General features: G+C 72.1%; 18 protein-coding genes. 11 read left to right on the top strand and 7 right to left on the bottom strand.

The features are described from left to right. Positions 1–33 precede the first annotated feature (33 nt). Together KBX26_RS21275 and KBX26_RS21270 are read right to left on the bottom strand one after the other, a co-directional pair. Positions 34–3,330 carry a S8 family serine peptidase gene (locus KBX26_RS21275; RefSeq protein WP_210866251.1) on the bottom strand — a complete coding sequence of 1,099 codons (3,297 nt, stop codon included), beginning with the start codon at positions 3,328–3,330 and terminating at the stop codon, positions 34–36. A gap of 137 nt (positions 3,331–3,467) precedes the next feature. Then, on the bottom strand, positions 3,468–4,643 hold the full coding sequence (locus KBX26_RS21270) for a DNA recombination protein RmuC (protein ID WP_210861328.1): 1,176 nt from the start codon (positions 4,641–4,643) through the stop codon (positions 3,468–3,470). A gap of 54 nt (positions 4,644–4,697) precedes the next feature. On the opposite strand from KBX26_RS21270, the gene KBX26_RS21265 reads away from it, so the two are divergent. Further along, positions 4,698–5,498: a hypothetical protein gene (locus KBX26_RS21265; RefSeq protein ID WP_210861326.1), complete on the top strand. Its 801-nt coding sequence runs from the start codon at positions 4,698–4,700 to the stop codon at positions 5,496–5,498. 71 nt (positions 5,499–5,569) lie between these two features. Here KBX26_RS21265 and ppc read toward each other — a convergent pair whose 3' ends face one another. The 3 genes from ppc to KBX26_RS21250 all read right to left on the bottom strand — a co-directional run bounded on the left by ppc (position 5,570) and on the right by KBX26_RS21250 (position 10,629). Beyond that, the gene (gene ppc, locus KBX26_RS21260; RefSeq protein ID WP_030328814.1) at positions 5,570–8,356 is read right to left on the bottom strand and encodes a phosphoenolpyruvate carboxylase; all 2,787 of its coding nucleotides are present in this window, start codon (positions 8,354–8,356) and stop codon (positions 5,570–5,572) included. A 387-nt stretch (positions 8,357–8,743) separates the two neighbouring features. Then, on the bottom strand, positions 8,744–9,655 hold the full coding sequence (locus KBX26_RS32480) for an AraC family transcriptional regulator (RefSeq protein WP_051708186.1): 912 nt from the start codon (positions 9,653–9,655) through the stop codon (positions 8,744–8,746). Between the two features lie 53 nt (positions 9,656–9,708). Further along, positions 9,709–10,629, bottom strand: coding sequence for a cyclase family protein (locus KBX26_RS21250; protein ID WP_210866281.1), 921 nt, complete (start codon positions 10,627–10,629; stop codon positions 9,709–9,711). A gap of 297 nt (positions 10,630–10,926) precedes the next feature. Here KBX26_RS21250 and mfd point away from each other — a divergent pair, with 297 nt between their 5' ends. The 4 genes from mfd (at position 10,927) to KBX26_RS21230 (ending at position 18,143) form a co-directional block, all read left to right on the top strand. Beyond that, on the top strand, positions 10,927–14,556 hold the full coding sequence (gene mfd / locus KBX26_RS21245; RefSeq protein WP_210866250.1) for a transcription-repair coupling factor: 3,630 nt from the start codon (positions 10,927–10,929) through the stop codon (positions 14,554–14,556). Positions 14,557–14,619: 63 nt separating this feature from the next. Next, positions 14,620–15,426, top strand: coding sequence for a hypothetical protein (locus KBX26_RS21240; RefSeq protein WP_030328805.1), 807 nt, complete (start codon positions 14,620–14,622; stop codon positions 15,424–15,426). Positions 15,427–15,428: 2 nt separating this feature from the next. Next, positions 15,429–16,415 carry a nucleoside triphosphate pyrophosphohydrolase gene (locus tag KBX26_RS21235; RefSeq protein WP_210866249.1) on the top strand — a complete coding sequence of 329 codons (987 nt, stop codon included), beginning with the start codon at positions 15,429–15,431 and terminating at the stop codon, positions 16,413–16,415. Between the two features lie 108 nt (positions 16,416–16,523). Then, positions 16,524–18,143, top strand: coding sequence for a DUF885 domain-containing protein (locus KBX26_RS21230; protein WP_030328800.1), 1,620 nt, complete (start codon positions 16,524–16,526; stop codon positions 18,141–18,143). Between the two features lie 141 nt (positions 18,144–18,284). Here the strand turns inward: KBX26_RS21230 and KBX26_RS21225 are convergent, their stop codons facing one another. Further along, positions 18,285–18,977 carry a hypothetical protein gene (locus tag KBX26_RS21225; protein WP_030328797.1) on the bottom strand — a complete coding sequence of 231 codons (693 nt, stop codon included), beginning with the start codon at positions 18,975–18,977 and terminating at the stop codon, positions 18,285–18,287. A gap of 213 nt (positions 18,978–19,190) precedes the next feature. On the opposite strand from KBX26_RS21225, the gene eno reads away from it, so the two are divergent. Genes eno through KBX26_RS21205 form a run of 4 tightly spaced genes read left to right on the top strand, consistent with a single transcriptional unit; the run spans position 19,191 to position 22,260 of the window. Next, positions 19,191–20,474, top strand: coding sequence for a phosphopyruvate hydratase (eno, locus tag KBX26_RS21220; protein WP_030328795.1), 1,284 nt, complete (start codon positions 19,191–19,193; stop codon positions 20,472–20,474). A 32-nt stretch (positions 20,475–20,506) separates the two neighbouring features. Next, a complete protein-coding gene (locus KBX26_RS21215; RefSeq protein ID WP_210866248.1) occupies positions 20,507–21,145 on the top strand; it encodes a septum formation initiator family protein in 639 nt (212 codons plus the stop codon). Between the two features lie 39 nt (positions 21,146–21,184). Next, on the top strand, positions 21,185–21,742 hold the full coding sequence (locus KBX26_RS21210; RefSeq protein WP_030328791.1) for a DUF501 domain-containing protein: 558 nt from the start codon (positions 21,185–21,187) through the stop codon (positions 21,740–21,742). Continuing rightward, positions 21,739–22,260 carry an amino-acid N-acetyltransferase gene (locus KBX26_RS21205; RefSeq protein WP_030328789.1) on the top strand — a complete coding sequence of 174 codons (522 nt, stop codon included), beginning with the start codon at positions 21,739–21,741 and terminating at the stop codon, positions 22,258–22,260. Before KBX26_RS21210 ends, KBX26_RS21205 begins: the two co-directional genes overlap by 4 nt. On the opposite strand, the gene KBX26_RS21200 is transcribed toward KBX26_RS21205, so the two are convergent. Beyond that, on the bottom strand, positions 22,261–23,106 hold the full coding sequence (locus KBX26_RS21200; RefSeq protein WP_307857872.1) for a PHB depolymerase family esterase: 846 nt from the start codon (positions 23,104–23,106) through the stop codon (positions 22,261–22,263). Between the two features lie 142 nt (positions 23,107–23,248). Between KBX26_RS21200 and KBX26_RS21195 the strand changes: the two genes are divergently transcribed. After that, positions 23,249–24,289, top strand: a complete 1,041-nt coding sequence (locus KBX26_RS21195; RefSeq protein WP_210866246.1) for a helix-turn-helix transcriptional regulator — start codon at positions 23,249–23,251, stop codon at positions 24,287–24,289. A 22-nt stretch (positions 24,290–24,311) separates the two neighbouring features. Next, the gene (locus KBX26_RS21190) at positions 24,312–25,253 is read left to right on the top strand and encodes a Ppx/GppA phosphatase family protein (protein ID WP_210866280.1); all 942 of its coding nucleotides are present in this window, start codon (positions 24,312–24,314) and stop codon (positions 25,251–25,253) included. Positions 25,254–25,259 lie beyond the last annotated feature (6 nt).

The following is a 25,259-nucleotide window of genomic DNA, read 5'->3' as shown; positions in this document are numbered from 1 at the left end:
TGGGGACGGGCTCCTGCCGGCGTTACCAGCGGATCAGTTCACGGCCCCGATGGACACGTTGCCGCGACCCACGATCGCGCCCTCGGACGTGACGATCGCCAGCTCACCGGAGAGCTGACGCCCGTCGGCCGGTACGGCCACCGCGGTCACCGTGCCGGTGATGGTGGCCGACTCGCCGTGCATCAGCGGCACCGCGACGGCCGGAGCGGTGATCGTGCCCAGCGACGCGGACGCGAACGCGTCGTAGTAGTCGTAGGCGGTGCTCGTGCCCGGCCCGTCGACCCCGTACGGCTCCACCACGACGCGGTAGGTGCCGGCCGGCGGGTTGTTCAACGTCACCGCCTCCTCCGAGTCGCCGTCGGCGGCCCGACCGACCTCGGTGGCACCCCGGTAGACGAACAGGTCCAGGTCTGCGCCCGCGTTCGCGGGGTTGCCGATCCGGGCGGTGAACGTCGAGGTGCCCGCCGGGATCTCGACGGTCCACTCCTGGTTGGGGCCGCCCTCGGTGATGGTCGGACGCTCGGTGCGGACACCGGTCAGCGCGCCACTGCGGCCGCTGACCGAGACCGGACCGAAGGCGTTGGTGACGTTCCAGCTCACCGGGGTCGGCTCGCCGGCCTCGACGCTGGGCAGCTCGACCAGCGCCGGCTCGACCGTCAGGCCCTGCACCCGCACCTGGAGCTTGAACGGGTTGTTCAGCGCCGGGGACGTGCGCCGCGACTCCACCTCGATCTCCCAGACCCCGGGAAGCGGGTTCTGGTAGTCACGTTCCTGCGGCTTGCAGACGTTGACGTCGGAGAAGTTGGTGTAGCAGACGGTGCTCGTGGTGGCCTCCACCGGCACACCCAGCGGGTTGATCGCGATGAACCGGGTCTGTGAGCCGGTGGCGATCCCCGAGAGGTTCACCTGGAGGGCCTTGGCGCCCTCCGGCACCGTCACGAAGTACGACGTGAAGCCGTTCCGGTCGACCGAGCCCTCGTTGGCGTACGAGAAGCTGGGCTTCTTCACGTCGTTCGAGGCCACCACCACTGTGGACACCTCGAAGTCGACCACGTTGGTGGCCGGGTCGTCGATCCGCATGATCGCCCCGTGCGCACCCTCGGTGGCCGGCTTGGCGGTGACGCTGATGGTGACGGTCTTGTTGAGCGGCAACGCGACGGTCTTCGGTGCCTTGAAGGTGCCGTCGTTGCCCTGGAGCGTGACGTCGTGCCTGATGGTGCCGGCCGGGCCGCTGGTGCGGGTCAGCTTGACCTGGTAGGTCTTGCTCTGGCCGACCTTGTGGCCGCCCTCGGCTGCGGCGCAGCGGTTGTAGACGCCGGTGCCCCGACCCGGGTTCGGCACGAACTTCACACCGTTCCAGATGGTCAGCTGGTTGGCCAGGGGGCTGCAGACCGGCGCGTCGGAGACGTACGACCGGGTTTCGACGCCCTGGCGCAGCAGCTGCCAGGCGCCCGGCACGTTGACCATGCCGTAGCCCTGCGCGTACGTCGGCACGTCCGCGATGGGCTTGGCGGAGCTGTACAGGGCCCGCCGCAGCGCCGCCGGGCTGACGCCCCGGTCGGTGGCCTTGGCGGCCGACAGCAGCAACGCGCCCGCGCCGGCGGTCTGCGGGGACGCCATCGACGTGCCGTTCAGCATCGCGTAGCCCGGCGGCAGCGCGTACCCGGCCTCGGGGACCGGGGCGCCGAGTTGCCAGGTCGGTGCGGTGGAGATGGCCGAGCCGGGGGCGGCGATGTTCGGTTTGAAACCGCCGTCCTCGCGCGGGCCGCGGGAGGAGAAGTTGAACAGAGCGTTCTTCTTCTTGACGACCGAGCCGTAGTTGGCCAGCCAGGTGTCCTTGCTGATGTTGGCGGCAACGCTGATCACGTTGCTGGCGACCGACGGGTCGCCGACGGTGTTGAGACCCGGGCCGGAGTTGCCGGCCGAGATGACCAACTGCACGCCGTACGTCTCGATCAGTTCGTTGTAGAGGTTCGTCCGCGCGTTGTTGCCGTCGTTCAGACCCGGCAGGCCACCGATCGACATGTTGACGATGTCGACGCTACGGTTGGCCACCAGGTCGATCATGCCGGTGGTGAGGGCGGCCGCGGTGCAGCCGCCGCCCCAGGAGCAGGCGCGGGCGGAAACCAGCTTGGCGCCGGGCGCGGCGCCGTCGAAGGCCCCGTTGCCGAGCATGTCGTTGGCGGCGGTGATGCCGGCGACGTGGGTGCCGTGGGTGCTTTCGACGATGCCGATGTTGACGTAGTCGTAGGTGCCCGGCAGCCCGATCGGCGTGGTGTTCACGTTCTTGCGGAACTCGACGACGAAGGGCTGCCGCTCGGCGACCGGCGTCGCCGGGTTGTCGGTGCCGAAGTAGCCGATGTCGTACTTCTCCTTGTACGGCCGCATGATCGGGTCGTCGGTGAAGTTGAGGTTCTGGTTGGCGTCCACCCAGATGTTGTTGGTGGCCGGGTCGTAGAGCACACCCCAGGTGTCGGTGGTGTCGCCGTCGCGGTTGACGTCACCCCGGGCGTCGCTGTTGGTGGTCACCGACTCGCTGAACAGGTTGAACCGGTACGCGCCGGCCGGCGCCGTCCAGGTGCCACCGGCGATGGTGAACGACGGGCCGGCGACCTCGGCCTGCATCCGCCGCCAGGTGCCGTCCTCCAGCGGGTCGGTGGCGGTGACCCAGTCGACGATCTTGCGCTCGCCGGTGGTGGTCTGCTGCAGGGCCGGGTGGGCCAGGTCCACGCCGGAGTCCATGATGCCGATCGTGACGCCCCGGCCGTCCCACTCCGGGTGGGCCGCGGTGAACGCCACCGCGCCGGTCTCGTTCGTCGGCATGTACGGGTTGTCGGCCGGGGTGGTCGCTCCCGGCGCCCCGACGGTGGCCTGCCGAGCGCCAGCGGTGCCGGTGGTGGTGCGTTCCGGGGTCGGGTCCGGCAGTTGGATGACCTCGTCCAGGTCGACGGCCGAGACGCCGGGCAGCCGCGCCGCCTTGAGAACGCTGTCGGTCGGGACCTTGGCCAGCACGAAGCCGACCCGGTCCTGCCGCTGGCTGACCGTCCCGCCGAGCTTGGTCAGGCTGTCGGCGACGTCCCCCGCCTCACCCTTCTCGGTGGCGACGATCAGGGTGACCGTCGGGGCCTTCTTGGCGCGGGCCTCGCCGAGCAGTTTGGCGTCGTGCGCGCCCAGCGTCTCGGCGGCGGTGGCCGGGGAAGCGTCAGGTGTGGTGGCGGGAGCGGCGGCCGCGGTGGCGGCACCGCCAACGGCGGTCGCGGCGCTCGCCGCCAGGACCGACGCGAAGAGCGCGGCTGAGGTGCGCCGGCTCAGGTTTCGGAGTCTGCTCACGTTCTCTTTACCTCCAGAGAACAGGGCCCCTCAGAGAAGGGCGCTCGGGTGAGCAGAATCTTTCGTGGTATCGATGAACACTGTCACTACCGGTCAGTCCCTTGTGACCACTTCGTGACATGAGGGCACACGCACTGTCACATAGCCGGTGAGCGGGCCTCGACCTCGCCGTCGGTCGGATCGACCAACTCGGGTGCCTGCGGCTGCCGGGGCGTCAGCTCGACCTGGGCCGGCGTGGCCAACTCGTCGTCCGAGACGCCCAACTCGGCGAGCTTGCGGGCGCTGACCAGCACCCGGGCCTCCAGCGAGCCGACCGCCCGGTTGTAGGCGGTCACCGCGCCCGCCAACGAGGACCCGAGCTTGCCCACGTGATCGCCCAGGGTGGACAACCGGCCGTACAGCTCCCGGGCGAGGGTGTGCACCGCGAGCGCGTTGCGGGCCAGTGCCTCCTGCCGCCAGGAGTAGGCGACAGTGCGGAGCAGTGCGACGAGCGTGGCCGGCGTGGCCAGCACCACGTTGCGGGTGAACGCGTGCTCCAGCAGCGTCGGGTCACGCTGGAGCGCGACGTCGAGGAACGGGTCGGCGGGGACGAACAGCACCACGAACTCGGGTGCGCTGTCGAACGCCGACCAGTAGGACTTGGCCGCCAACGCGTCCACGTGCCCCCGCAGGTGCCGCGCGTGCGCGTCGAGGTGGGTGTCCCGGCCACGCTCGTCGCGGGCCTCCATGGCGGTCAGGTACGCGTCGAACGGCGCCTTGGCGTCCACCACCACCGAGCGACCGCCGTGCAGCCGGACCACCAGGTCCGGGCGGACAACCTGCCCGTCGTTGTCGGCGGTGACCTGCTCGGAGAAGTCGCAGTGCTCCAGCATGCCGGCAGCCTCGACGATCCGGCGCAGTTGGTGCTCGCCCCAGCGACCCCGCACCTGCGGTGCGCGCAGCGCCGCCACCAGCTGTTTCGTCTCGGTGCGCAGCTCACCCGAGACCGCGGTCATGGAGCGGACCTGCTCGCGCAGCTCGGCGTACGCGTCGACCCGGTCGTGCTCCAGCTCGGCCACCCGCTGCTCGTAGCGGCGCAGGGTGTCGTGCAGCGGCGCGACCGCCCTGGCCACCGCCTCCTGGGACTGCGCGGTGGCCTCGTAGCTCAACGCCCGCATGGACTGCTCCAGCCGGCCCTCGCCCTCCCGGGTGGCGGCCAGGGTGGCGTCGAGACGGGCGATGTCGGCCGCCGAGCGGGACCGGGCCGCGAGCCAGCCCACCGCCCCGCCGACGCCGAGGCACACCATCACCAGGAGCAACGTCGAGACGTCCATCACCGGAGCTTGCCAGACGGATACGACGTGACACCCGGGGGTACGTTCGATGACATGGAACTTCTGCTCTGCCTCGCCGTGGTGCTGGTCGGCGCGCTGGGCGCAGCCGCGCTCATCCGCGCCCAGGCCGGTGCCCGCCGACGCACCGAGCTCGGCGACGCCCGCGCGGAGGCGCAGCGGTGGTACGAGCGCCTCGGCGGCCAGTTGATGAACCTGCACGGCGACGACCCGGCGGTGCGCCAGGCGCTGGCCGACGCCGGTGAGCGGTACAACGCCGCCGGCTCGCAGCTGGAGCAGGCGCGTACGCCGCACCAGTTCGCCCTGGCCCGGGAGACCGCGCTGGAAGGGCTGGCGTACATCCGGGCGGCGCGTACCGCGATGGGCATCGACCCCGGCCCCGAGGTGCCGGCGCTGGCCGCCGCGCGGGGCGTGGGGCAGCTCACCAAGGAGCGCGAGGTCGACGTGCAGGGGCAGACCTTCCGGGCCGGGCCGCAACCCGGCCGGGAAACGCCCTACTACTACCCCGGTGGGCGTTATCAGGGCCGTCCGGTGCCGGCAGGGTGGTATTCGACGCCCTGGTGGAAGACGGCGCTGGGCGCCGGCGCCGGCGTGCTCGGCGGCATCCTGATCGCCGACGCGCTCTTCTCGCCCGCCTTCGCCGACCCCGGGTACGGCTACGACGCCGGCTACCAGGAGGGCTTCGGTGACGGCGTCGACCAGGGCGGCGACCAGGACTTCGGTGGCGGCGACCAGGGTGGGGACTTCGGCGGGGACTACGCCGGCGGGGACTTCGGCGGTGGGGACTTCGGCGGTGGGGACTTCGGCGGCGGTGACTTCGGGGGCGGCGACTTCTGAGCGTCGTTCCGCCGACCTACGAACGATGGGCCCCGGTCGCGGTGACCGGGGCCCGTCGTCGTACCTGATGATCAGCCGGTGTTGCGCATTCCGGCGGCGATGCCGTTCACGGTGGTGAGCAGCGCGCGTTCCAGGGCGGTGCCGTCGCTCGGTGCGCGTCGGCCGCCCGGGGCGGTGGCGATGGCCCGCCCGGCGGCACCCGACTCCCGGTACTGCCGCAGCAGCGCCACCTGCAGGTGGTGCAGCGGCTCCAGGTAGGTGTCGCGGACGGCCAGGGTGCGCTGGAGCACCGGCGAGTTTTCCAGCAGGGCCGGTGAGGCGGTGACCGCCAGCACCTCCCGCTTGGTCAGCTCGTACTCCCGCTCGATCTGCTCGAAGATCGGGTGCAGCTTCTTCGGCACCAGCGTCTCGACGTACCGGCGGGCGATGCTCAGGTCGGTCTTGGTCAGCATCATCTCGACGTTCGACAGGAACGTGCGGAAGAAGTGCCAGTTACGGTGCATCTCGGCCAACACGTCCGCCAGCCCCGCCTCGCGGGCGGCGGCCAGCCCGGAACCGACGCCGAACCAGCCCGGCACGATCTGCCGGGTCTGCGTCCAGCCGAACACCCACGGGATGGCCCGCAGCCCGGACAGTCCCGCGCCGGTGTTCGGGCGCTTCGCCGGCCGGGAGCCGATGTTGAGCGCGCCGAGCAGTTCGGTGGGGGTGGACGCCCAGAAGTACGCCGGCAGGTCCGGGTCCTCTACCAGCGACCGGTAGGACCGGAACGCCGACTCGGAGACCACGTCCATCGTCGCGTCCCAGCGCTCCAACATCTCGGCCGGCTGCCGGGGCGCGGTGTGCAGCAGGGTCGCCTGGAGCACCGCGGCGAGGGTCAACTCCAGGTTCTCCCGGGCCAGCGAGGGCAGGGTGTACTTGTCGGAGATCACCTCGCCCTGCTCGGTCACCTTGATCGCGCCGTCCATCGTGCCGTAGGGCTGCGCCAGGATCGCCTCGTGCGTCGGACCGCCACCACGCCCGACCGTGCCACCCCGGCCGTGGAAGAGCCGCAGGTGCACGCCGTGCCGGGCGGCCACGTCGCGCAGCGCGCGCTGCGCCCGGTGGATCGACCACTGGCTGGTGGTGATCCCGGCCTCCTTGTTCGAGTCGGAGTAGCCGAGCATGACCTCCTGCACGTCGCCGCGGGCGGTGACCAGCGCCCGGTACGCGGGCAGTGACAGCAACTCGTCGAGGAGCTCACCGCCGGCGTTCAGCTCGGCCGGGGTCTCCAGCAGCGGCACGAACCCGATCCGGGCCCGCCCGCTGTGCACGTCCACCAGGCCGGCCTCGCGGGCCAGCACCACGGCGGCCAGCACGTCGTCGACGCCCAGGGTCATCGAGATGATGTACGACTCGATCACCTCGGCGCCGAACCGGTCCTGTGCCTCCCGGATGGTGCCGAACACGTCGAACGTCTTGCGGGCCGGCTCGGTGAGCGACGTGTCCAGCGTGGACAGCGGCCGGCGGCCGGTCAGCTCGTCGGCGAGCAGCTTGGTGCGTTCCAGCCGGGTCAGCGCCGGGTAGTCGGAGACCTCGCCGACCGCCTCGTAGAGCTGCGCGAGCACCGCGTGGTGCGCCTCGGCGTGCTCCCGGACATCCATGGTGGCCAGGTGCAGGCCGAACGCGGAGACCGTACGGATGGTGGAGGCCAGCCGGCCGACCGCGGTGAGCTGCCCGGAGTTGCGGGCCAGCGAGGCGCGCAGCAGGTCCAGGTCGGCGACCAGCTCGGCGGAGCCCCGGTAGTCCCGACCGGGCACGTGCGCGGTGCCCTGACGCAACCGCAGCCGGGTGTTGGCGAGCTTCGCCTTCACACAGCGCGCCTTGAGCCGGTACGGCTCCTCCGCGTTGACCCGGCGGAAACGCTGCGCCACCTCGGGCAGCGCGTCCAGGTCGGCGGCGAGGCTGGCGGAGAGGTCCAGGGACACCCCGCGCAGTCGGCGGGACACCGAGACCTCGTTGATCAGGTGGTCCATCGCCTTCTCGGTGGCGGCGATGCCGTGCTCGTGCTGGATGGTCAGCACCTCGCGGGTGACCGCCGGGGTGACGAACGGGTTGCCGTCGCGGTCGCCGCCGATCCAGGTGCCGAAGCTCAACGGCCGGGCCGTCGGTGAGGTCTCCACGCCGAGCGTGCGCAGCGTGTCGGCCAGATCGTCGAGCACCTGCGGGGCGGCCTCCGCGTACAGGTCGCGCAGGTAGTAGATCGCGTTGCGGGCCTCGTCGGTCGGGTCCGGCCGGTCGAGTCGCAGCTCGTCGGTCTGCCACATCAGGTCGAGCAGCTCGGCCAACCGGCGGTTGGCCGGGCCCTCGTCGCTGGCGCCGTAGAGGATCGCGTTGGCGGTCTCGGTGTCCAACTCGTCGGCGATCGCCCGCAGCTTGGACAGGATCGACCGACGGGCCGCCTCGGTCGGGTGCGCGGTGAAGACCGGTCGCACCGCGAGCCGGCGAGCGGCGTTGGCGATCTCCTCGGCCGGCACCCCCCGCTCGGCGATCATCTTGGCGGCCTGGTCCAGCCAGCCGCCCTGCACCGCGCGACGGCGGCGCAGATCCCGGGCGCGGTGCACCTGCTCGGTGATGTTGGCCAGGTGGAAGTAGGTGGAGAAGGCGCGGGCCAACTTGGTGCCGGTGGTCACGTCGAGCCCGCCGAGGCGCTGCGCGGCCGCCGGGGCGTCGCTGCGGACCTGGGCGCGGATCTCCTCGACGAGGTCGAGCAGCGGGCGACCCTCCTGGCGGGCCAGGGTCTGGCCGAGCAGGGTGCCGAGTCGGCGGATGTCGGCGCGCAGTGCGGCGTCCGGGCCGTCGTGGTCGTGCTGGTCGGTCACGATGCGCTCCCTTGCGTGGGTACGAAGGACAGCGCTGTCCGACTTACTGGATGGTATCCGCGCGGACCGGATGTCTGGAGGGCCCCCGGGTGATCCACTGCCTCCGGACGTGTGTTTTGCGGCGTGATCTCAACCACCATGATCGGTCCGCGCGGGCAGACGGTGGTGTGCGCCGGGACCGGAACATAGGGCGCTACTGAGCAATTTTCTTCAAGACGCGGCGGCCCGACGGCCCGAGGATGGTTCCTGCCGGACCGGAGGCCGTCCTGGCGGCGGGGGCACGCGGGCCTGTTCGGGGAGGCCCGACGCCCCGGTCGCGCGTGCCCGAGAGGGCGCCGCAGGTCCGCTGACGGGGCCTCCCCGACGGTGTCCGCACCCGCCGACGGGTCAGCCCGACCCGGTCCGGGTCTCGACCGCGGGGGTGAGCAACCGGCGCAGGCGGGCCGGTGGATGGCCCACCTGCTCCCGGACCACCCGGGTCAGGTGTGCCTGGTCAGCGAACCCGTACTCGGTGGCCAACGCACCGAGCGGACGACCGTCGGGCTCGGCGAGCGTGTCCAGCACCGCCCGTACCCGCAGCCGGTTCCGGTAACTGGTCAGGCTGCTGCCGGTCATCCGGTGGAAGACCCGGCTGAGGTGGTGCGGCGAGCTGCCCACCTCCCGGGCGACCTCGTCCAGGCTGAGCGTGAAACCGGAGTTGGCCAGCACCTCCCGAGCCCGGTCGGCCAACCGCCGGTGGGCGACCAGCGTCGCCGGTCGACGGCGGACCGCCGGGTCGAGCCCCTCGTCCGCGCCGAGCGGGCTGTGCCGCAGCAGGTGGGTCAGGAACCGGTGCAGCCGCTCGGCCATCTCGAACCCGTCCAGCCCGCGCCGGAACTCCGCCACCAGAAGCCGGTGCGCCAGGTCCAGCGCCGCGTCGGAGGATCCGGACCACCCACCCCGGTCCAGCCAACCCTCCGCGTCCGGGCGGGCCGCCAGCACCACCGGGTCGATCTCCAGGCAGGTGTACGAGTCACCGCAGCCGAACGGGTGGGCCACGGCGAGTTCGTCGCCGGGGCGGGTGAGCAGCACCGAGGTGGCGTCGGAGAGCTCGACCCGACCGTTGAGCCGACGCCGGTACGCCCCGGAGCGGCCCAGGATGACCTTGTGCCGGTCCACGACGGTGGACTCCGTCCAGCCGTGGTCCTCCACGATGCACCGCGCCTGGTAGGCGAGCATCCCCTCCGGGTGCCCCAGCACCCGCCACCGGGCGGGTGTGGTGCGGCGACGCGGATCACTGCCGACTCCCTCGGCGGGCATCGTTCCCTCCCCAGACGTGACGGTGGTGGGTCAGGTGTCGCTGGTGTCGGGCCTCACGTTCCAGCGGAGACGACGGCGAAGGCGCGAACGGGGAACGTGCCCATGCCGGCCACCATCGGGGGGGCCGCCGTGAACCGGAACCCGCTCGGCGGCAACGCGCCCAGGCCGGTCAGGTGCTCCACGATCGGGATGCCGGCGGCGAGCAGCGCGCTGTGCGCGGGGCGTACGCCGGCGGCAGCCGGGCTCATGTCGTCGATGTTGATCGAGTCGATGCCGACCAGCGCCGCCCCAGCCTCGACAAGCGCCTGGGCGGCGTCCCCGGTCAGGTACGGCGCTTCCGGCGCGCCGTACCGCTCGGTGCCGAAGTGCGCATCCCACCCGGTGTGCAGCAACACCGCCCGACCGGCCACCTCGTACGGGGCCAGCATGAGCCGGTCAACCGCGCGGATGCCGGCCGGCACCCGGACCACCACCCCCGGTAGGTCGGCGAGACGGTCCAGCGACACAGCGGTCAGGTCGTCCCGGCCGGCCCATCGGTGGGCGGGCGTGTCCAGGTACGTGCCGGTGTTGGCGATCATGTCGATTCGGGCCACGTGGAATTCGGTGCCCGGGGCGTACCGCTCCCGGGAGGCGGCGAAGGTCAACCAGTCGGTGATCCGGGGGCCCGGCCAACCGGGCAGGGTGGTCATCCCTTCGCTGATCACGTGGCTCAGCTCGACCAGCCTGCGGCCGGACGTCGGCTGATCGACGGCGACGCCCCGGCCGCCCTTGTGCGGTTCCTCGATGATCGTCTTGGCGCTGATCCGAACCTCGGCCACCATCAGCAGCCCGAGGTGCCGGACGAACAACGCCGCCAGGTCCTCGTCGCTGATCTCCCGACCGGAAATGTCCAGTCGGAACCCCTCGGTACGCAGCCCGCCGCCGTTGGCGAAGCTCACCTCCGCGTCGAACTGTGCCCGCCACTGCTCACCCATCCCGAAACCCGACCACGCCAGCCGCCATTCGGTCAAGATCCGCTGCGAGGGCTGGTGGCGCCGGGCGGCGCGGTCCCAAGATCTCGCAATATCCAGGATGTAGTGGCATCGGCGCGTCGCTGAGGCCACTACATCCTGGTTCGAGCGCGATCTTCGGCGCGGGGCGCGGGGCGGCGTGGACCTGGGCGGAAGGGGGTGACTGTCGGTCGACGGGGCTAGGCTTGTCGTCGTGCACCCCCCGTCCGACTGGACGAGGGGCCGCCGTCGTGTGCGTCGACTCCCCGGGAAGGATTTCCCTTGCTCACCGGTCTGTTTTCCGCCGCCCTGGCCGACCCCGGGCTGGCCCGGGCGCGTGACCTGGCGCGCTCCGGTGCCGCCCAGGTAGACGGCCTCGACATCACCGCCCCGGCGGCGCTGCGCCCGTTCGCCGTCGCGGCGGTCGCCGCCGACAACGACGGGGCCGGGCGCCCGGTGCTCGCGGTGACCGCCACCACCCGGGAGGCCGACGACCTGGCCGCCGCGCTCGGCGGGCTGCTGCCGGCCGAACAGGTAGTGGTCTTCCCCTCCTGGGAGACGCTGCCGCACGAGCGGCTCTCCCCACGCTCGGACACCGTGGGTCGACGGCTGGCCGTGCTGCGCCGCCTCGCGCACCCCGAGTCGGCCGACGCGCACGGCCGCACCGGGCCGCTGCGGGTGGTCGTGGCCCCGGTGCGTTCGCTGCTCCAGCCCCAGCTCAAAGGGCTCGGTGACCTGGAGCCGGTGCAGCTCGCCGCAGGCGAGGAGGCGGACCTGGAAGAGGTCGCCCGCCGGTTGATCGACATGGCGTACGCCCGGGTCGACCTGGTCACCAAGCGCGGCGAGTTCGCGGTACGCGGCGGCATCCTGGACGTCTTCCCGCCCACCGACGAGCACCCGTCCCGGGTCGAGTTCTGGGGCGACGAGGTGGAGGAGATCCGCACCTTCGCCGTCGCCGACCAGCGGACCATCGAACAGGTCCCGCTGCTGTGGGCGCCGCCGTGTCGTGAGCTGCTGCTCACCCCGGCGGTGCGCGACCGGGCCGCCGCGCTCGCCGAGCAGCACCCGGAGTTGGCCGAGATCCTCGACAAGCTGGCCGAGGGAATTCCGGTGGAGGGGATGGAGTCGTTGGCCCCGGTGCTGGTCGGTCCCGACTCGCTGGAGCTGCTGCTGGACGCCATGCCGGTCGGCACCCACGTCCTGCTCTGCGACCCGGAGCGGATCCGCACGAGGGCGCACGACCTGGTGCGTACCTCGGAGGAGTTTTTGCAGGCCAGTTGGGCCGCCGCCGCGGTCGGCGGCCAGGCCCCGGTGGACGTCGGCGCCGCCGCCTTCCGCACCCTCGGCGAGGTACGCGCCGCCGCCGGCAAGCTCGGCCAGCCGTGGTGGACGCTGTCCCCGTTCGGTCTGGTGGAGGGCGAGACAGCCGAGACGCGGCAGCCCTGGGAGGACGCGCCGGAGCAGGCCGCCGTCACCCCGGACGACGCCATCGCGGTGACCCTCTCCGCCCAGCCGGCACCGCTCTATCACGGTGAGACCTCGCGGGTCGTCGAGGACCTCAAGCGTTGGTCCGGCGACGGCTGGTCGATCGCGCTGGTCTTCGAGGGGCACGGCCCCGCCCAACGGGCGGTGGAGGTGCTGCGCGACGCCGGCCTCGGTGCCCGGTTGGTGCAGGAGGTGCCGACCGCGCCCGCCCCCGGCGAGCTGGTGGTCACCTGCGGCGCGCTGGGCAGCGGGTTCGTCGACGAGGCGTCGCGCTTCGTGCTGCTCACCGGCAACGATGTGACAGGCGGTCGGGGCACCTCGACGCGGGACATGCGCAAGATGCCGAGCCGGCGGCGCAACACCATCGACCCGCTGGAGCTCAAGGCCGGCGACTTCGTGGTGCACGAGCAGCACGGCATCGGCCGCTACGTCGAGCTGGTGCAGCGGACCGTCAACGGGGCCAGCCGGGAATACCTGGTCATCGAGTACGCGGCCAGCAAGCGGGGCCAGCCCGGCGACCGGTTGTTCGTCCCCACCGACCAGCTCGACCAGCTCTCCCGCTACGTGGGCGGTGAGCAGCCGACCCTGCACAAGATGGGCGGCTCGGACTGGCAGAAGTCCAAGGCCCGGGCCCGCAAGGCGGTCCGGGAGATCGCCGCGCAGCTCATCCAGCTCTACGCCGCCCGCAAGGCGTCCAAGGGTCACTCGTTCGGCCCGGACACGCCGTGGCAGCGGGAGCTGGAGGACGCCTTCCCGTGGCAGGAGACTCCGGACCAGCTCGCCGCCATCGAGGAGGTCAAGCGGGACATGGAGCAGACCGTCCCGATGGACCGGCTGATCTGCGGCGACGTCGGCTACGGCAAGACCGAGATCGCGGTCCGGGCGGCGTTCAAGGCGGTGCAGGACGGTAAGCAGGTGGCGGTGCTGGTGCCGACCACCCTGCTGGTGCAGCAGCACTACAACACGTTCGCCGAGCGGATGAGCCAGTTCCCGGTCCAGATCCGACAGCTGTCGCGGTTCCAGACGGCGAAGGAGACCGAGCGGACGTTGGAGATGGTCGCCGACGGCACCGTCGACATCGTCATCGGCACCCACCGGCTGCTCCAGACCGCCACCCGCTTCAAGCAGCTGGGCCTGGTGATCGTCGACGAGGAGCAGCGCTTCGGTGTGGAGCACAAGGAGCACCTGAAGACGCTGCGCGCGTCGGTCGACGTGCTGAGCATGTCGGCCACCCCGATCCCGCGCACCCTGGAGATGGCGATCACCGGCATCCGGGAGATGTCCACCATCGCCACGCCACCGGAGGAGCGGCACCCGGTGCTCACCTTCGTCGGCGCGCAGGACGACCGGCAGGTGGCCGCGTCCATCCACCGTGAGCTGCTCCGCGACGGGCAGGTCTTCTACCTGCACAACCGGGTCGAGTCGATCGACCGGGCGGCACGGCGGCTGCGGGAGTTGGTGCCCGAGGCGCGGGTAGCGGTGGCGCACGGCCAGATGGGCGAGGACGCCCTGGAGAAGGTCATGGTCGGCTTCTGGGAGAAGGAGTTCGACGTCCTGGTCTGCACCACGATCGTCGAGTCGGGCATCGACATCCCGAACGCCAACACCCTGATCGTGGAGCGGGCCGACCTGCTCGGCCTGGCCCAGCTGCACCAGATCCGCGGCCGGGTCGGCCGGGGCCGGGAGCGGGCGTACGCCTACTTCCTCTACCCGCCGGAGAAGCCGCTGACCGAGCATGCCCACGAGCGGTTGGCGACCATCGCCCAGCACACCGAGTTGGGTGCCGGCATGTACGTGGCGATGAAGGACCTGGAGATCCGGGGCGCCGGCAACCTGCTCGGTGGCGAGCAGTCCGGGCACATCGAGGGTGTCGGCTTCGACCTGTACGTGCGGATGGTCGGCGAGGCGGTCTCCGCGTTCAAGGGTGAGCGGTCGGAGGAGGAGACCGACGTCAAGATCGACCTGCCGGTCGACGCGCACCTGCCGCACGACTACGTGAGCGTGGAGCGGCTGCGTCTGGAGATGTACCGCAAGCTCGCCGAGGCGCGCGACGAGGAGCGGCTGGGCGAGGTCATCGCCGAGATGACCGACCGGTACGGCGAGCCGCCGGCCCCGGTGCAGAACCTGGTGGAGGTGGCCCGGTTCCGCCTGTTGGCCCGCCGCTACGGCCTGACCGACGTGTCCATGCAGGGCAAGCACGTCCGCTTCGGGCCGTTGCCGTTGCCGGATTCGAAGCAGATGCGGCTCAAGCGCTACCACCCGGATGCCGTCTACAAGCAGGCCACCGACCAGGTCAGCGTGCCCCGACCGACCACCCGGCGGATCGGCGGCGAGCCGCTGCGGGACCAGGCGCTGCTGCAGTGGTGTGCGCAACTGCTCTCCGATGTGCTCGGTGCTCCCGCCCCGCTCGCCGTCGCGGCGGGTTGAGGCGGGTCCGTGGTGTGGTGGGGGCCGTCACAGGCTGGGGGAGGGCATGAGAGAGTGACGGGTATGCGTGCTCGCCGTGTGATCGCCGCCGCCAGCGTCGCGGCCCTGGGTGTCCTCTCCCTCGCTGCCTGCGGCAAGTCCGCACCGAACATCGCCGCTTATGTCGGTGACACCGCCTATTCCGTGGACCGGGTCGACGCGATCTACGACGACGCGCAGACGAAGTACGGCGACGCCGTCCGGCGGGAGGCCGGTCAGGCGGGGGCGACGCCGTCTCCGGAGCAGTTGCGCGCCGCGGTGACCCGTCAGGACGTGGTCAACCTGCTGGTCAGCCTGGACCTCGGCAAGCGGGTGGCGGCGGCGAAGAACATCCAGGTGCCCGACGAGGTCAGCCCGCAGCAGCTTGAGCAGAACCTGCGGGTGCCGGCGAGCACCGAGTACGCCAAGCTCTGGGGTGACTGGATCGACCTGCTCCAGGTGCTCAACCAGCAGCTCCCGCCGGCCGAGCTGAGCGACGATTCGCTGATGGCCGTCTACGACGCCCTGACCAAGACCGGGGCGATCGACGCCGGGATGTCGGTGGCCAACGTCCGTCAGGCGTTCGGCGACGGCGGCTTCGTGCGTAGCGCCACCGCCCTCAGCACCGCGCTCGAGGAAGAGGCGCGCCGGGTCGACGTCACGATCAACCCGCGCTACCGGGCGGTGGGCGTGCCGTCGGTGGTGAGCACCGGCCAGTCGCTGGTCTTCTACTCGCTGCCGTACATCAACGAGGCCGGCCCGGTCACTGACATCTCCACCCCGGAGCCGCTGCCGTCGAGCGGCGCGCCGAGCGACGAGGCTCCCGCACCGGAGCAGGGCACGGCCAGCTGAGCATGTCGGCGCGGATCGTCCTGCTGGTCACCTCACCCCGGCTGCCGGCCGGCCTGTTGACCTCCGCGGCCTGGGACGTCGTACGCCAGCACCCGGTGTTGACCGGCTCGGACAGTGAGATGGTCACGGCCGTGCGTCAGGCGGGCGCCGAGGTCACTGTGGTGGACGGCCCGGCCACGCAGCCGTTGCTGGACGCGGTGGCGGCGCACGGCACCGTGGTGTGGTTGGCCGGTCCGACGGGTGACGAGGCGCTGGCCCGGGAGTTGGGCCTGCGGCTGGCCCGGCAACCGGGGTTGGCCGAGATGGAGCTGATGTACGGCTCGTGGGATCCGCCGGGCGCCCGGCTGCTCGACGCGGTGGCCGTGCTGGACCGGCTGGCCTCGCCGGGTGGCGACCCGTGGAAGCGGGCGCAGACGCACCGCAGCCTCGCCGGCTACCTGCTGGAGGAGAGCTACGAGGCGTACGACGCGATCAGCGCCGACGACACCGACGCGCTGCGCGAGGAGTTGGGCGACGTGTTGTTGCAGGTGGTGCTGCACGCGCGGCTCGCCGAGGAGTTGCCCGAGGATGAGCGGTGGTCCATCGACGACGTGGCCGGTGGTCTGGTCGACAAGATGATCCGGCGTAATCCGCACGTCTTCGCCGGTGCCGAGGTGGGCACCCTGGAGGAGATCACCGAGAACTGGGAGCGGATCAAGCGCGCGGAGAAGGCGCGGAGTTCGGTGCTGGACGGCGTGGCCCTGAGTCAGCCCGCGCTGGCTCTGGCGGCGCAGATCCTGGACCGTGCCGCCCGCCGGGGCATCGAGGTTCCGCCGCCGCTGCCCGACGCCCAACCGGACGCCGAAGCGAGGCTGGGAGCCAGCCTGCTGGCCACGGTCGCGGCGGCCCGCGAGGCAGGCCTCGACCCCGAAGCCGCCCTCCGCCGCGCCACCCTGGCCCACGCCCAATCCATCCGCACCGCCGAACCCTCACCGGCAGACCCGCGTTGACCATGAAGTTGTTGCCCCGACACGCCGAGGCGAACGGCAACAACTTCATGATCGACGGAACGGGGCGGAACCGGCCGACCACGGTGGGGCGGTCGGTAGGGTGGGCGGGTGGAAGCGTTTGGGGTGCTGGCTGAGCGGGTCGTCGAGGCGTTGCTGGAGTCGCGGCCGGGGGTCGCCACCGCCGCCGGGGACCACCGGTTCGACGACCGGCTGCCGGACCTGTCCGCCGACGGGTTGACCGCCGACCGGGCGATGCTCTCCGACGCGGCCAACGCGCTGTCCGAACTGGACCCGGACTCCCTCGACGTCGACGAACAGGTCGACCACGCGCTGCTCACCTCATTCGTGGACCGGGAGCTGTTCGAGCTGACCGAGATCCGGTCGCACGAGTGGGATCCGTTGCGGCACAACCCCGGCCCGCTGCTGCACCCGCTGCTGGCCCGCCCGTACGCCCCCGCCGAGGTGCGGCTGACCCAACTGGCCGGGCGGCTCGCCGCCGTACCGGACGCCCTCGCCACCGCCCGCGCGACGCTGCGGGACATGCCGCGGATCCACGCGGAGACGGCCGTCGGGCAGTTCACCGGCACGGCCGCGCTGATCCGCGACGAGCTGCCGGCGCTGCTCGCCCAGGCGCCGAGCCAGCTCGACCGGGTCGAGCCGGCGGCCACCGCCGCGATCGCCGCGCTGGACGAGTTCGTCGCCTGGCTCCGGGCCGGCCTGGCCGCCGATGCCGGTCCCGGCCGTGACCCGCGACTGGGCCGACGTCGCTGGGAGGCGCGGCTCTGGCACACCCTCGACACCGAGCTGGGCGCCGCCGAGATCCAGCGGCGCGCGTGGGCCAACCTGGACCGGGTCACCGCCGAGATCCGTGCGGCGGCCGTCGAGCTGGTCGGCGGGCCGGCCGACGACGCGTCCGTACGGCGGGCGCTGGACCTGCTCGCCGCCGAGCACCCGAACGACGCGACGATCGTCGAGCTGGCCGCTGTGACACTGGACGAGGCCACCGACTTCGTCCGCGCACACGACCTGGTCACCCTGGTCGACGACCGGTGCGTGATCCAGGAGATGCCGGAGTTCGCCAGGGGCGTCGCGGTGGCGTACTGCGACGCGCCCGGCCCGCTGGAGACCGCCGCCGTGCCGACCTTCTACTGCATCGCGCCCACCCCGTCGGACTGGTCGGCGCACCGGGTCGAGTCGTTCTACCGCGAATACAACGACCACATGATCCGCAACCTGACGGTGCACGAGGCGATGCCGGGGCACTTCCTCCAACTCGCCCACGCCCGCCGCTACGTCGGTGGCACCCGGGTCCGCGCGCTGGCCGAGTCCGGCCCGTTCATCGAGGGCTGGGCGGTCTACGCGGAGGAGGTGATGACGGGTCTCGGCTTCGGTGGTCTGCCGGTGCGGTTGCAGCAGCTCAAGATGCAGCTACGGATGACCATCAACGCGTTGCTCGACCAGTTGGTGCACGCCGAGGACCTGCCCGAGGCCGAGGCGATGGCGTTGATGACCGGGCGCGGCTTCCAGGAGGAGGGCGAGGCGGCCGGCAAGTGGCGGCGCGCCCAACTGACCTCGACCCAGCTGTCCACCTACTTCGTCGGCTACAGCGAGGTGGCCGACATCGCCGCCGCCCGCCCGGACGGGGTGTCGGTCCGCGACTGGCACGACGCGATGCTCGCCCACGACTGCCCGCCCCCGCGCCACCTGCGCACCCTGCTCGGTCTCTGAGCAGGGCCGCCGCGCGGGCTCGGCGCCGCCGTCGGTCACCGTCGCGTCGATGTGCCGGCGCGAGATGGCGTACGCGGGCAGCAGTTGCGCCGGACGCGGGCCCGCCGGGCGGTGCGCCCGACCTGGGCTCGGCCGGCTCGGTCAGGAGCCGCCGGGGCGGCGGTCGACGACGCCGGCACCGGCGGGCGGCTCGAACGCGTCCTCGTCGACGGTCGCGGAGTAGTCGCTCAACGCCAGCTCCACCGGCTTGCCGTCGACCGGCCCGGTGAAGCTGCCGAGCACGCCCTCGGTGGTCACGCAGGCGGTGAAGTCGCCGGACGAGCTCTCCACCGCCACGCAGGCGGCGTGGTGCCCGGCGACCGTGGTGTCGCTCTGCTTGATGACCGCCTGCGGGTCGAGCGCGGCGGCGGTGAGCAGGCCGACCACCACCGGCGGCGTGACGAGGCCCTGCCGGTTGGCCTCGCCGAACAGCGTCACGGTGGGCTTGCTGCCCGGGGTCGGCGGGGCGACCAGCGTGCACTCCGGGCGGGTGCCGGTTGTCGTGCACCGGGTGATGGCGTCCGGGGTGACGGTGAGTTGCCCGCCCGGGTAGGTGTACGTGGATCGCGCCGGGTCCTGTGCCTGCACGATCGCGGCGCGCTGGCCGCCGGGCAACTGGTAGGTGGCCGAGTAGGTCAACTCCAGTGCCCGGTCGAGCCGGGCGGCGAGATCGTTGACGAGTTCCGAGCGGCCCATGGCGACTCCGGCGTCCTCGAATGTCTGACAGCCGGTGACCGTGAGCGACGCGATGACCGACACGGCGAGCATGCGGAGGGTGGTCGAGGCGGCGGGCATGGCGACCAGCCTGGTGGATTTGGTCCGTGCAGCGCAAACCCGTTGCCGGTTGACGCCCGGAAATCCGGGAATGTCCGTCAACGCGGGGTGACCCGGGTGCGCGGGCGACGCCGTGCCCGTTCGCGCCGCCCGATACGCTGCGTTCAACACCTGCCTCAGCCGCACCGTCGCGGCCCACCCACGGACCGGATAACAACAACGAGGAGCGACTTAGTGGCAACCATCGAGGGAATCGTCGCCCGGGAGATTCTCGACTCGCGGGGCAACCCGACGGTCGAGGTCGAGGTCGGTCTGGACGACGGCACGGTAGCCCGCGCCGCCGTGCCCTCCGGCGCCTCCACCGGCGCCTTCGAGGCGATCGAGCTGCGCGACGGTGACGCCGACCGCTACCAGGGCAAGGGCGTGGAGAAGGCGGTCTCCAACGTCGAAGACAAGATCGTCGACCAGATCATCGGGTACGAGGCCAGCGAGCAGCGGCTGATCGACCAGAAGATGCTCGACATCGACGGCACCGACAGCAAGTCGGAGCTGGGCGCGAACGCCATCCTGGGGGTCTCCCTGGCGGTGGCGAAGGCCGCTGCCGGCAGCGCCGAGCTGAGCCTCTTCCGCTACCTGGGCGGCCCGAACGCGCACCTCCTGCCCGTGCCGATGATGAACATCCTCAACGGTGGCGCGCACGCCGACTCGAACGTCGACATCCAGGAGTTCATGATCGCGCCGATCGGCGCGCCCACGTTCCGGGAGGCGCTGCGCTCGGGCGCGGAGGTCTACCACGCGCTGAAGTCGGTGCTGAAGAAGAAGGGCCTCTCCACCGGGCTCGGCGACGAGGGTGGCTTCGCGCCGAACCTGCCGACGAACGCGGCGGCCCTGGACCTGATCGCCGAGGCGGTCGAGAAGGCCGGTTACCGGCTCGGCACCGACATCGTGTTCGCGCTCGACGTGGCGGCCACGGAGTTCTTCGACAACGGCACCTACACCTTCGAGGGCGCCGCGAAGTCCGCCGAGGAGATGAGCACCTACTACACCAAGCTGGCCGACGAGTACCCGATCGTGTCGATCGAGGACCCGCTGGCCGAGGACGACTGGAGCGGTTGGCAGACGCTGACCGCCTCGATCGGTGACCGGGTGCAGATCGTGGGCGACGACCTGTTCGTGACCAACCCGCAGCGCATCGCCCGCGGCATCGCGGAGAAGGCGGCGAACGCGGTTCTCGTCAAGGTCAACCAGATCGGTTCGCTGACCGAGACCCTGGACGCGGTGGACCTGGCCCACCGGGCCGGCTTCAAGTGCATGATGAGCCACCGTTCCGGCGAGACCGAGGACACCACCATCGCCGACCTGGCGGTGGCCACCGGCTGCGGCCAGATCAAGACCGGCGCGCCGGCCCGTTCGGACCGGGTCGCCAAGTACAACCAGCTGCTCCGGATCGAGGAGGAGCTGGCCGACGCGGCGCGCTACGCCGGCGCTGGCGCGTTCCCGCGCTACCGTTCGGCCTGAGACGCACGAAGCCTCGGGGGAGGGGTGTGACGATGCAGCAGCGCCGCACACCGGGTGGTCAGCGTCCCGCCCGCCGGCCGGGTCAGTCCGGCCGGCCGGGCGGCGGGCGCGCCACGCGGGGATCGGTCCGGGAGGCCGGCGTACGCGCCGAGCCGCGCGCCGCCGGTCGCGCGCCGGGTGCTGCCCGGGGCGCCGACGGCGTGCGCTCCGCGAACCGTCCGGCCGCCGCTCGGCGTACCGCCGCCGGCGGTGCCGTGAAGCGGCTCGCCGCACCCCACCCCCGTGGCTTCACCGGTCGGGCCACGGTGCTGTTCGCGGTCCTGATCGCGCTCGCGCTGGCCTACACCTACCCGGTCCGGGTCTACCTGGACCAGCAGGCCGACATCGAGCGGATGGAGGCCGCCCAGGCGGCACAGGAGGCGGAGATCGCCAAGCTCGCCGCCGAGGCCGCCAACTGGAAGGACCCCGAGTACATCAAGACGCAGGCTCGGGAACGGTTCTTCATGGGCCGGCCGGGCGAGAAGATGATGGTGGTGCTGCACGACCCGGAGGGCGCCGCCCGGGACGCCGGGAAGCCGGCCGGCTCGGCCGCCCCGGCCGGGCCGGTGACCTGGTACGACACGCTCTGGTCGAGCGTGCAGGCGGCGGACAGCCAGCAGCCGGGCAAGTGAGCCACCGACCCACCGCACCGCACCAGGAGAGATGGCACCGTGACTGTCGTACCACCGTCGGAGCCGGCGGCGGATTCCGTACCCCTGCCGCAGCGTGAGCCGGCCACCGAGGCCGACCTGGCCGCGGTGGCCGCGCAGCTGGGCCGGACGCCCCGCGGCACCCGGGCGGTCGCCCACCGGTGCCCGTGCGGCCTGCCGGACGTGGTGGAGACGACCCCCCGCCTCTCCGACGGCACCCCGTTCCCGACCCTCTACTACCTGACCTGCCCCCGGGCCACCGCGGCGTGCAGCCGACTGGAGTCGGCGGGGCTGATGAAGGAGATGGCGGACCGGCTGACGACGGACCCGGAGTTGGCGGCCCACTACCGTGCGGCGCACGAGGACTACCTCACCCGGCGGGAGGCGATCGGCGAGGTGCCGGAGATCGCCGGCATCTCGGCCGGCGGGATGCCGGGCCGGGTGAAGTGCCTGCACGTGCACCTGGGCCACGCGTTGGGCGCCGGCCCCGGGGTGAACCCGTTCGGCGACGAGACGTTGGAGCTGGTCGAGCCCTGGTGGTCGACGGGGCCGTGCGTGGACGTGCCGGCGGGCGAATGAGCACGCCGACTGCGGATCAGATCACGGTACGGCGGGCGCGCACCGGGGATGTGCGGGGCATCCGGCGACTCGTCGACACCTACACCGACGACCGGCGGCTGCTGAGCAAGGCCACCGTCACCCTCTTCGAGGACGTGCAGGAGTTCCGGGTCGCGGTCCGGGCCGAGGACGACGTCGTGGTGGGCTGCGGCGCGCTGCACGTCATGTGGGAGGACCTGGCGGAGATCCGCACGGTGGCGGTGGACCCGTCCTGCCGGGGCCGGCGGATCGGTCACCGGCTGGTCGGTGAGCTGATCGACGCGGCCCGGGAGTTGGGCGTGGCCCGCATCTTCGTGCTCACCTTCGAGACCCGGTTCTTCGCGTCGTTCGGCTTCCGCGAGATCGACGGCGCGCCGGTGCCGCAGCCGGTCTACGAGCAGCTGCTGCGGTCGTACGACGAGGGTGTCGCGGAGTTCCTCGACCTGGAGCGGGTCAAGCCGAACACGCTGGGCAACACCCGGATGCTGCTGCGCCTGTGATCAGCCCTTGCGGGGGTGGGCGGCGAAGAAGTCCCACATCAGGTCGGTGGCGGACAGCCCCGCGGAGGACGCGGCGAGTTGGCCCGCTGTCGCGCCCGGCCAACTGTGACCCATGTCGGCGAGGGTGTAGACGCTGACCTCGCTGCCGTCCGCGCAGCCCGCCACCGTGTGCGTCACGCCCGGCACCCCGGACGCCTTCGGGGCCGGCCGGCAGTTGAGCCGCTGCTGCCAGGTCCGTATCCCGGTCTGGAAGATCGTGGCGTACCGGTCCTGACCGCCGATGAAGGTGATCACGGAGACCGGGCTCTTCGGCACGTAGCTGTCGGCCGTGGTCAACTCCCCGCTGTAGCCACCGCTGACCACCCCGAGCGCGGCGAAGGTGTCGGTGCTCTCCACCGCCGCCCGGAAACTCATGTCGCCGCCGTTCGAGATGCCGGTGAGGAACACCCGGTTCGGGTCCGCGTGCCAGGTCTGCACCAGATGGTCGGTGAGGGCGTCGAGGAAGCCGACGTCGTCGGCGCTGCCGCAGCAGATCAGAGCGTTGAAACCGCCGCCCTGCCCGTCGGGGTAGGCGACCAGCACGTTGTCCTTGTCGGCCCTGGCGTCCAGGCCCGCCAGCTCCCGCATCGCGGAGCCGGTGCCGGGATAGAAGTGCAGCGCGATGACCAGTGCGGGTGACCGGGTCGGGTCGTACCCTGCCGGCGCGTGCAGCAGGTAGGTGCGGTCGAGCCCGTTGTGTTTCAGGGTGAGCTGGTGGTCGCCGGCCGCCGGTCGTTCGCTCGACGCGGACGGCGCGGCTGGCGGGGTCGACGAGGGTTGCCCCCGCTCACTACAGGCTGCGGCCACGATCAGGAGGCAAAGCCCCGTCAACACCGCCACCGATCGCCGCACGCCGGTCACCCCCCGTCGACCCCGCCGTCCACACTGGAGATCCTTCGGCCGGTAAACAACCCTTTCGGTCCTGGCCGAAGGCGGGCAGGCTGGTGTCATGCTTCGCCTCCAGCTCGGGTCGGCCGACCTGTGCCGGGTGCGGTTCGCCGACCGGCTCCACCCGGTCGCGAACGCGCTGCTGGCCGGTCAGTGGCTGCGCGATCCCACTGTCGCGGCGCTGGCGCCGGCGCTGGCCGAGCGGGCGGTGGCGGCCGAGGGCACGCCTGCCGCCCAGGCTGCCACCGCGATCCTGCGGCACCTGCTGCCCGGCCAGGGGCGTCTGCCGGACTTCGTCACGCCCTTCGCCGGTCTGGAGTCGGTGGAGGCCGGCCTGGAGGCGATTCGGGCCACCCCGGCACGGCGGGTCCGCGCCGAGGTCACCATGGCGTACGCGGACACGCCGGTCAGCCCGCTGCGGCGGCGGTTCGCGGCGGCCGACCCGGAGGTGCTGGACCTGTTCGGCGGGGCCGTGCGGGCCTGGTTCGACGCGGTCCTCGAACCGCACTGGGCCGAGCTGACGTCCGCGTACCGCCAGCAGGTGGCGGCTGCCAGTCAGCGGCTGGCGCAGCATGGCCTGGCCCGCCTCTTCTCGGGTCTGCACCCGGGGATCCGGTGGCGGGAGCCGGTGCTGGAGGTACACACGTGGTGGGACGGTGATCTCCCCGGCACCGGCCACGGGCTGATCCTGCTGCCCTCCCCGCTGGCCGGGCCACGGCCCCGGGTGCTGCTCCAGCAGGGTCATCCGATCCTGCTCGTCTATCCGGTGGTCATGCCCACGCTCGGGGCCTCCGCCGCCGCCGATTCCCTCGGTCGGCTGCTCGGCGTCACCCGGGCGCTGGTGCTGCGCCGGCTGGCGGCCGACGGCGGGTTGACCACCACCGTGTTGTCCCGGTCGGTCGGGATCAGTCTCTCCTCGGCCTCGGAGCACGCCCACGCCCTGCGGACCGCCGGTCTGGTGGCCAGCGTGCGCGAGGGCGGGGCCGTCCGACATCACCTGACCTCGCTGGGGGCGAGCTTGTTACGGGGCCCGTCGGGCGACGCGGGCGAGTCGGTGCCCACGGCCGGCCAAGCCGCCAGGTGGCCGCCCGTCCTGCCGTAAGGTTGCTGCCGTGACGACGCGTGTGGCGGCCATCGACTGCGGGACCAACTCGATCCGACTGCTGGTCGCCGACCTGCCCGACGCGTCGGCCGGGCCGCAGGCGCCGCTTGTCGACCTGACCCGGCGGATGGAGATCGTCCGGCTGGGGCAGGGCGTGGACCGCACCGGTCGACTGGCGCCGGAGGCGATCGAGCGGACCCGGATGGCGTTGGCGTCGTACGCCGCCGACATCGAGAAGCTGGGCGCCCAGCGGGTGCGGATGTGTGCCACCTCGGCCTCCCGCGATGCCGCCAACGCCGCTGACTTCACCGAGATGGTGCGGGCCACCCTCGGTGTCGAGCCCGAGGTGGTCAGCGGCGACGAGGAGGCCCGGTTGTCGTTCACCGGCGCGGTGCGTGGGTTGCCCGCCGACGCGAAGGAGCCGTTCCTGGTCGTCGACATCGGTGGTGGTTCCACCGAGTTCGTGGTCGGCGGCCGGGCCGACGGGGTGCGTGCGGCGATCTCGGTCGACATCGGCTGCGTCCGGATGACCGAGCGGCACCTGCCCGGTGACCCGCCGACGCCCGAGCAGGTAGCGGCGGCGCAGGCCGACATCGCGGCAGTGGTGGACCGGGCGCTCGCCGTGGTGCCCGGTCGCGAGGCGGCCACCCTGGTCGGCCTCGCCGGGTCGGTCACCACTGTGGTCGCGCTCGCGCAGGGCCTGCGGGAGTACGACCCGGAGCGCATCCACCACGCCCGGGTGTCGTACGAGGAGGTCGCCCGGGTGACCGCTGAGCTGCTGGGTCAGACCCGCGAGCAGCGGTTGGCGAACCCGGTGATGCACCCGGGCCGGGCCGACGTGATCGGTGCGGGCGCGCTGGTGCTTCGGGTGATCATGGAAAGGGCCGGGATGCCGTCCGTGGTGGCATCCGAGCACGACATCCTCGACGGCATCGCCTGGAGCCTCCAGCCGGCCACGCGCTAGCCGGCT

Source organism: Micromonospora sp. C97 (assembly GCF_018070385.1).
GTDB classification, from domain to species: domain Bacteria; phylum Actinomycetota; class Actinomycetes; order Mycobacteriales; family Micromonosporaceae; genus Micromonospora; species Micromonospora parva.
Note: the sequence above shows the minus strand (reverse complement) of the source record. Positions and strands in the feature narration are given on the sequence as shown.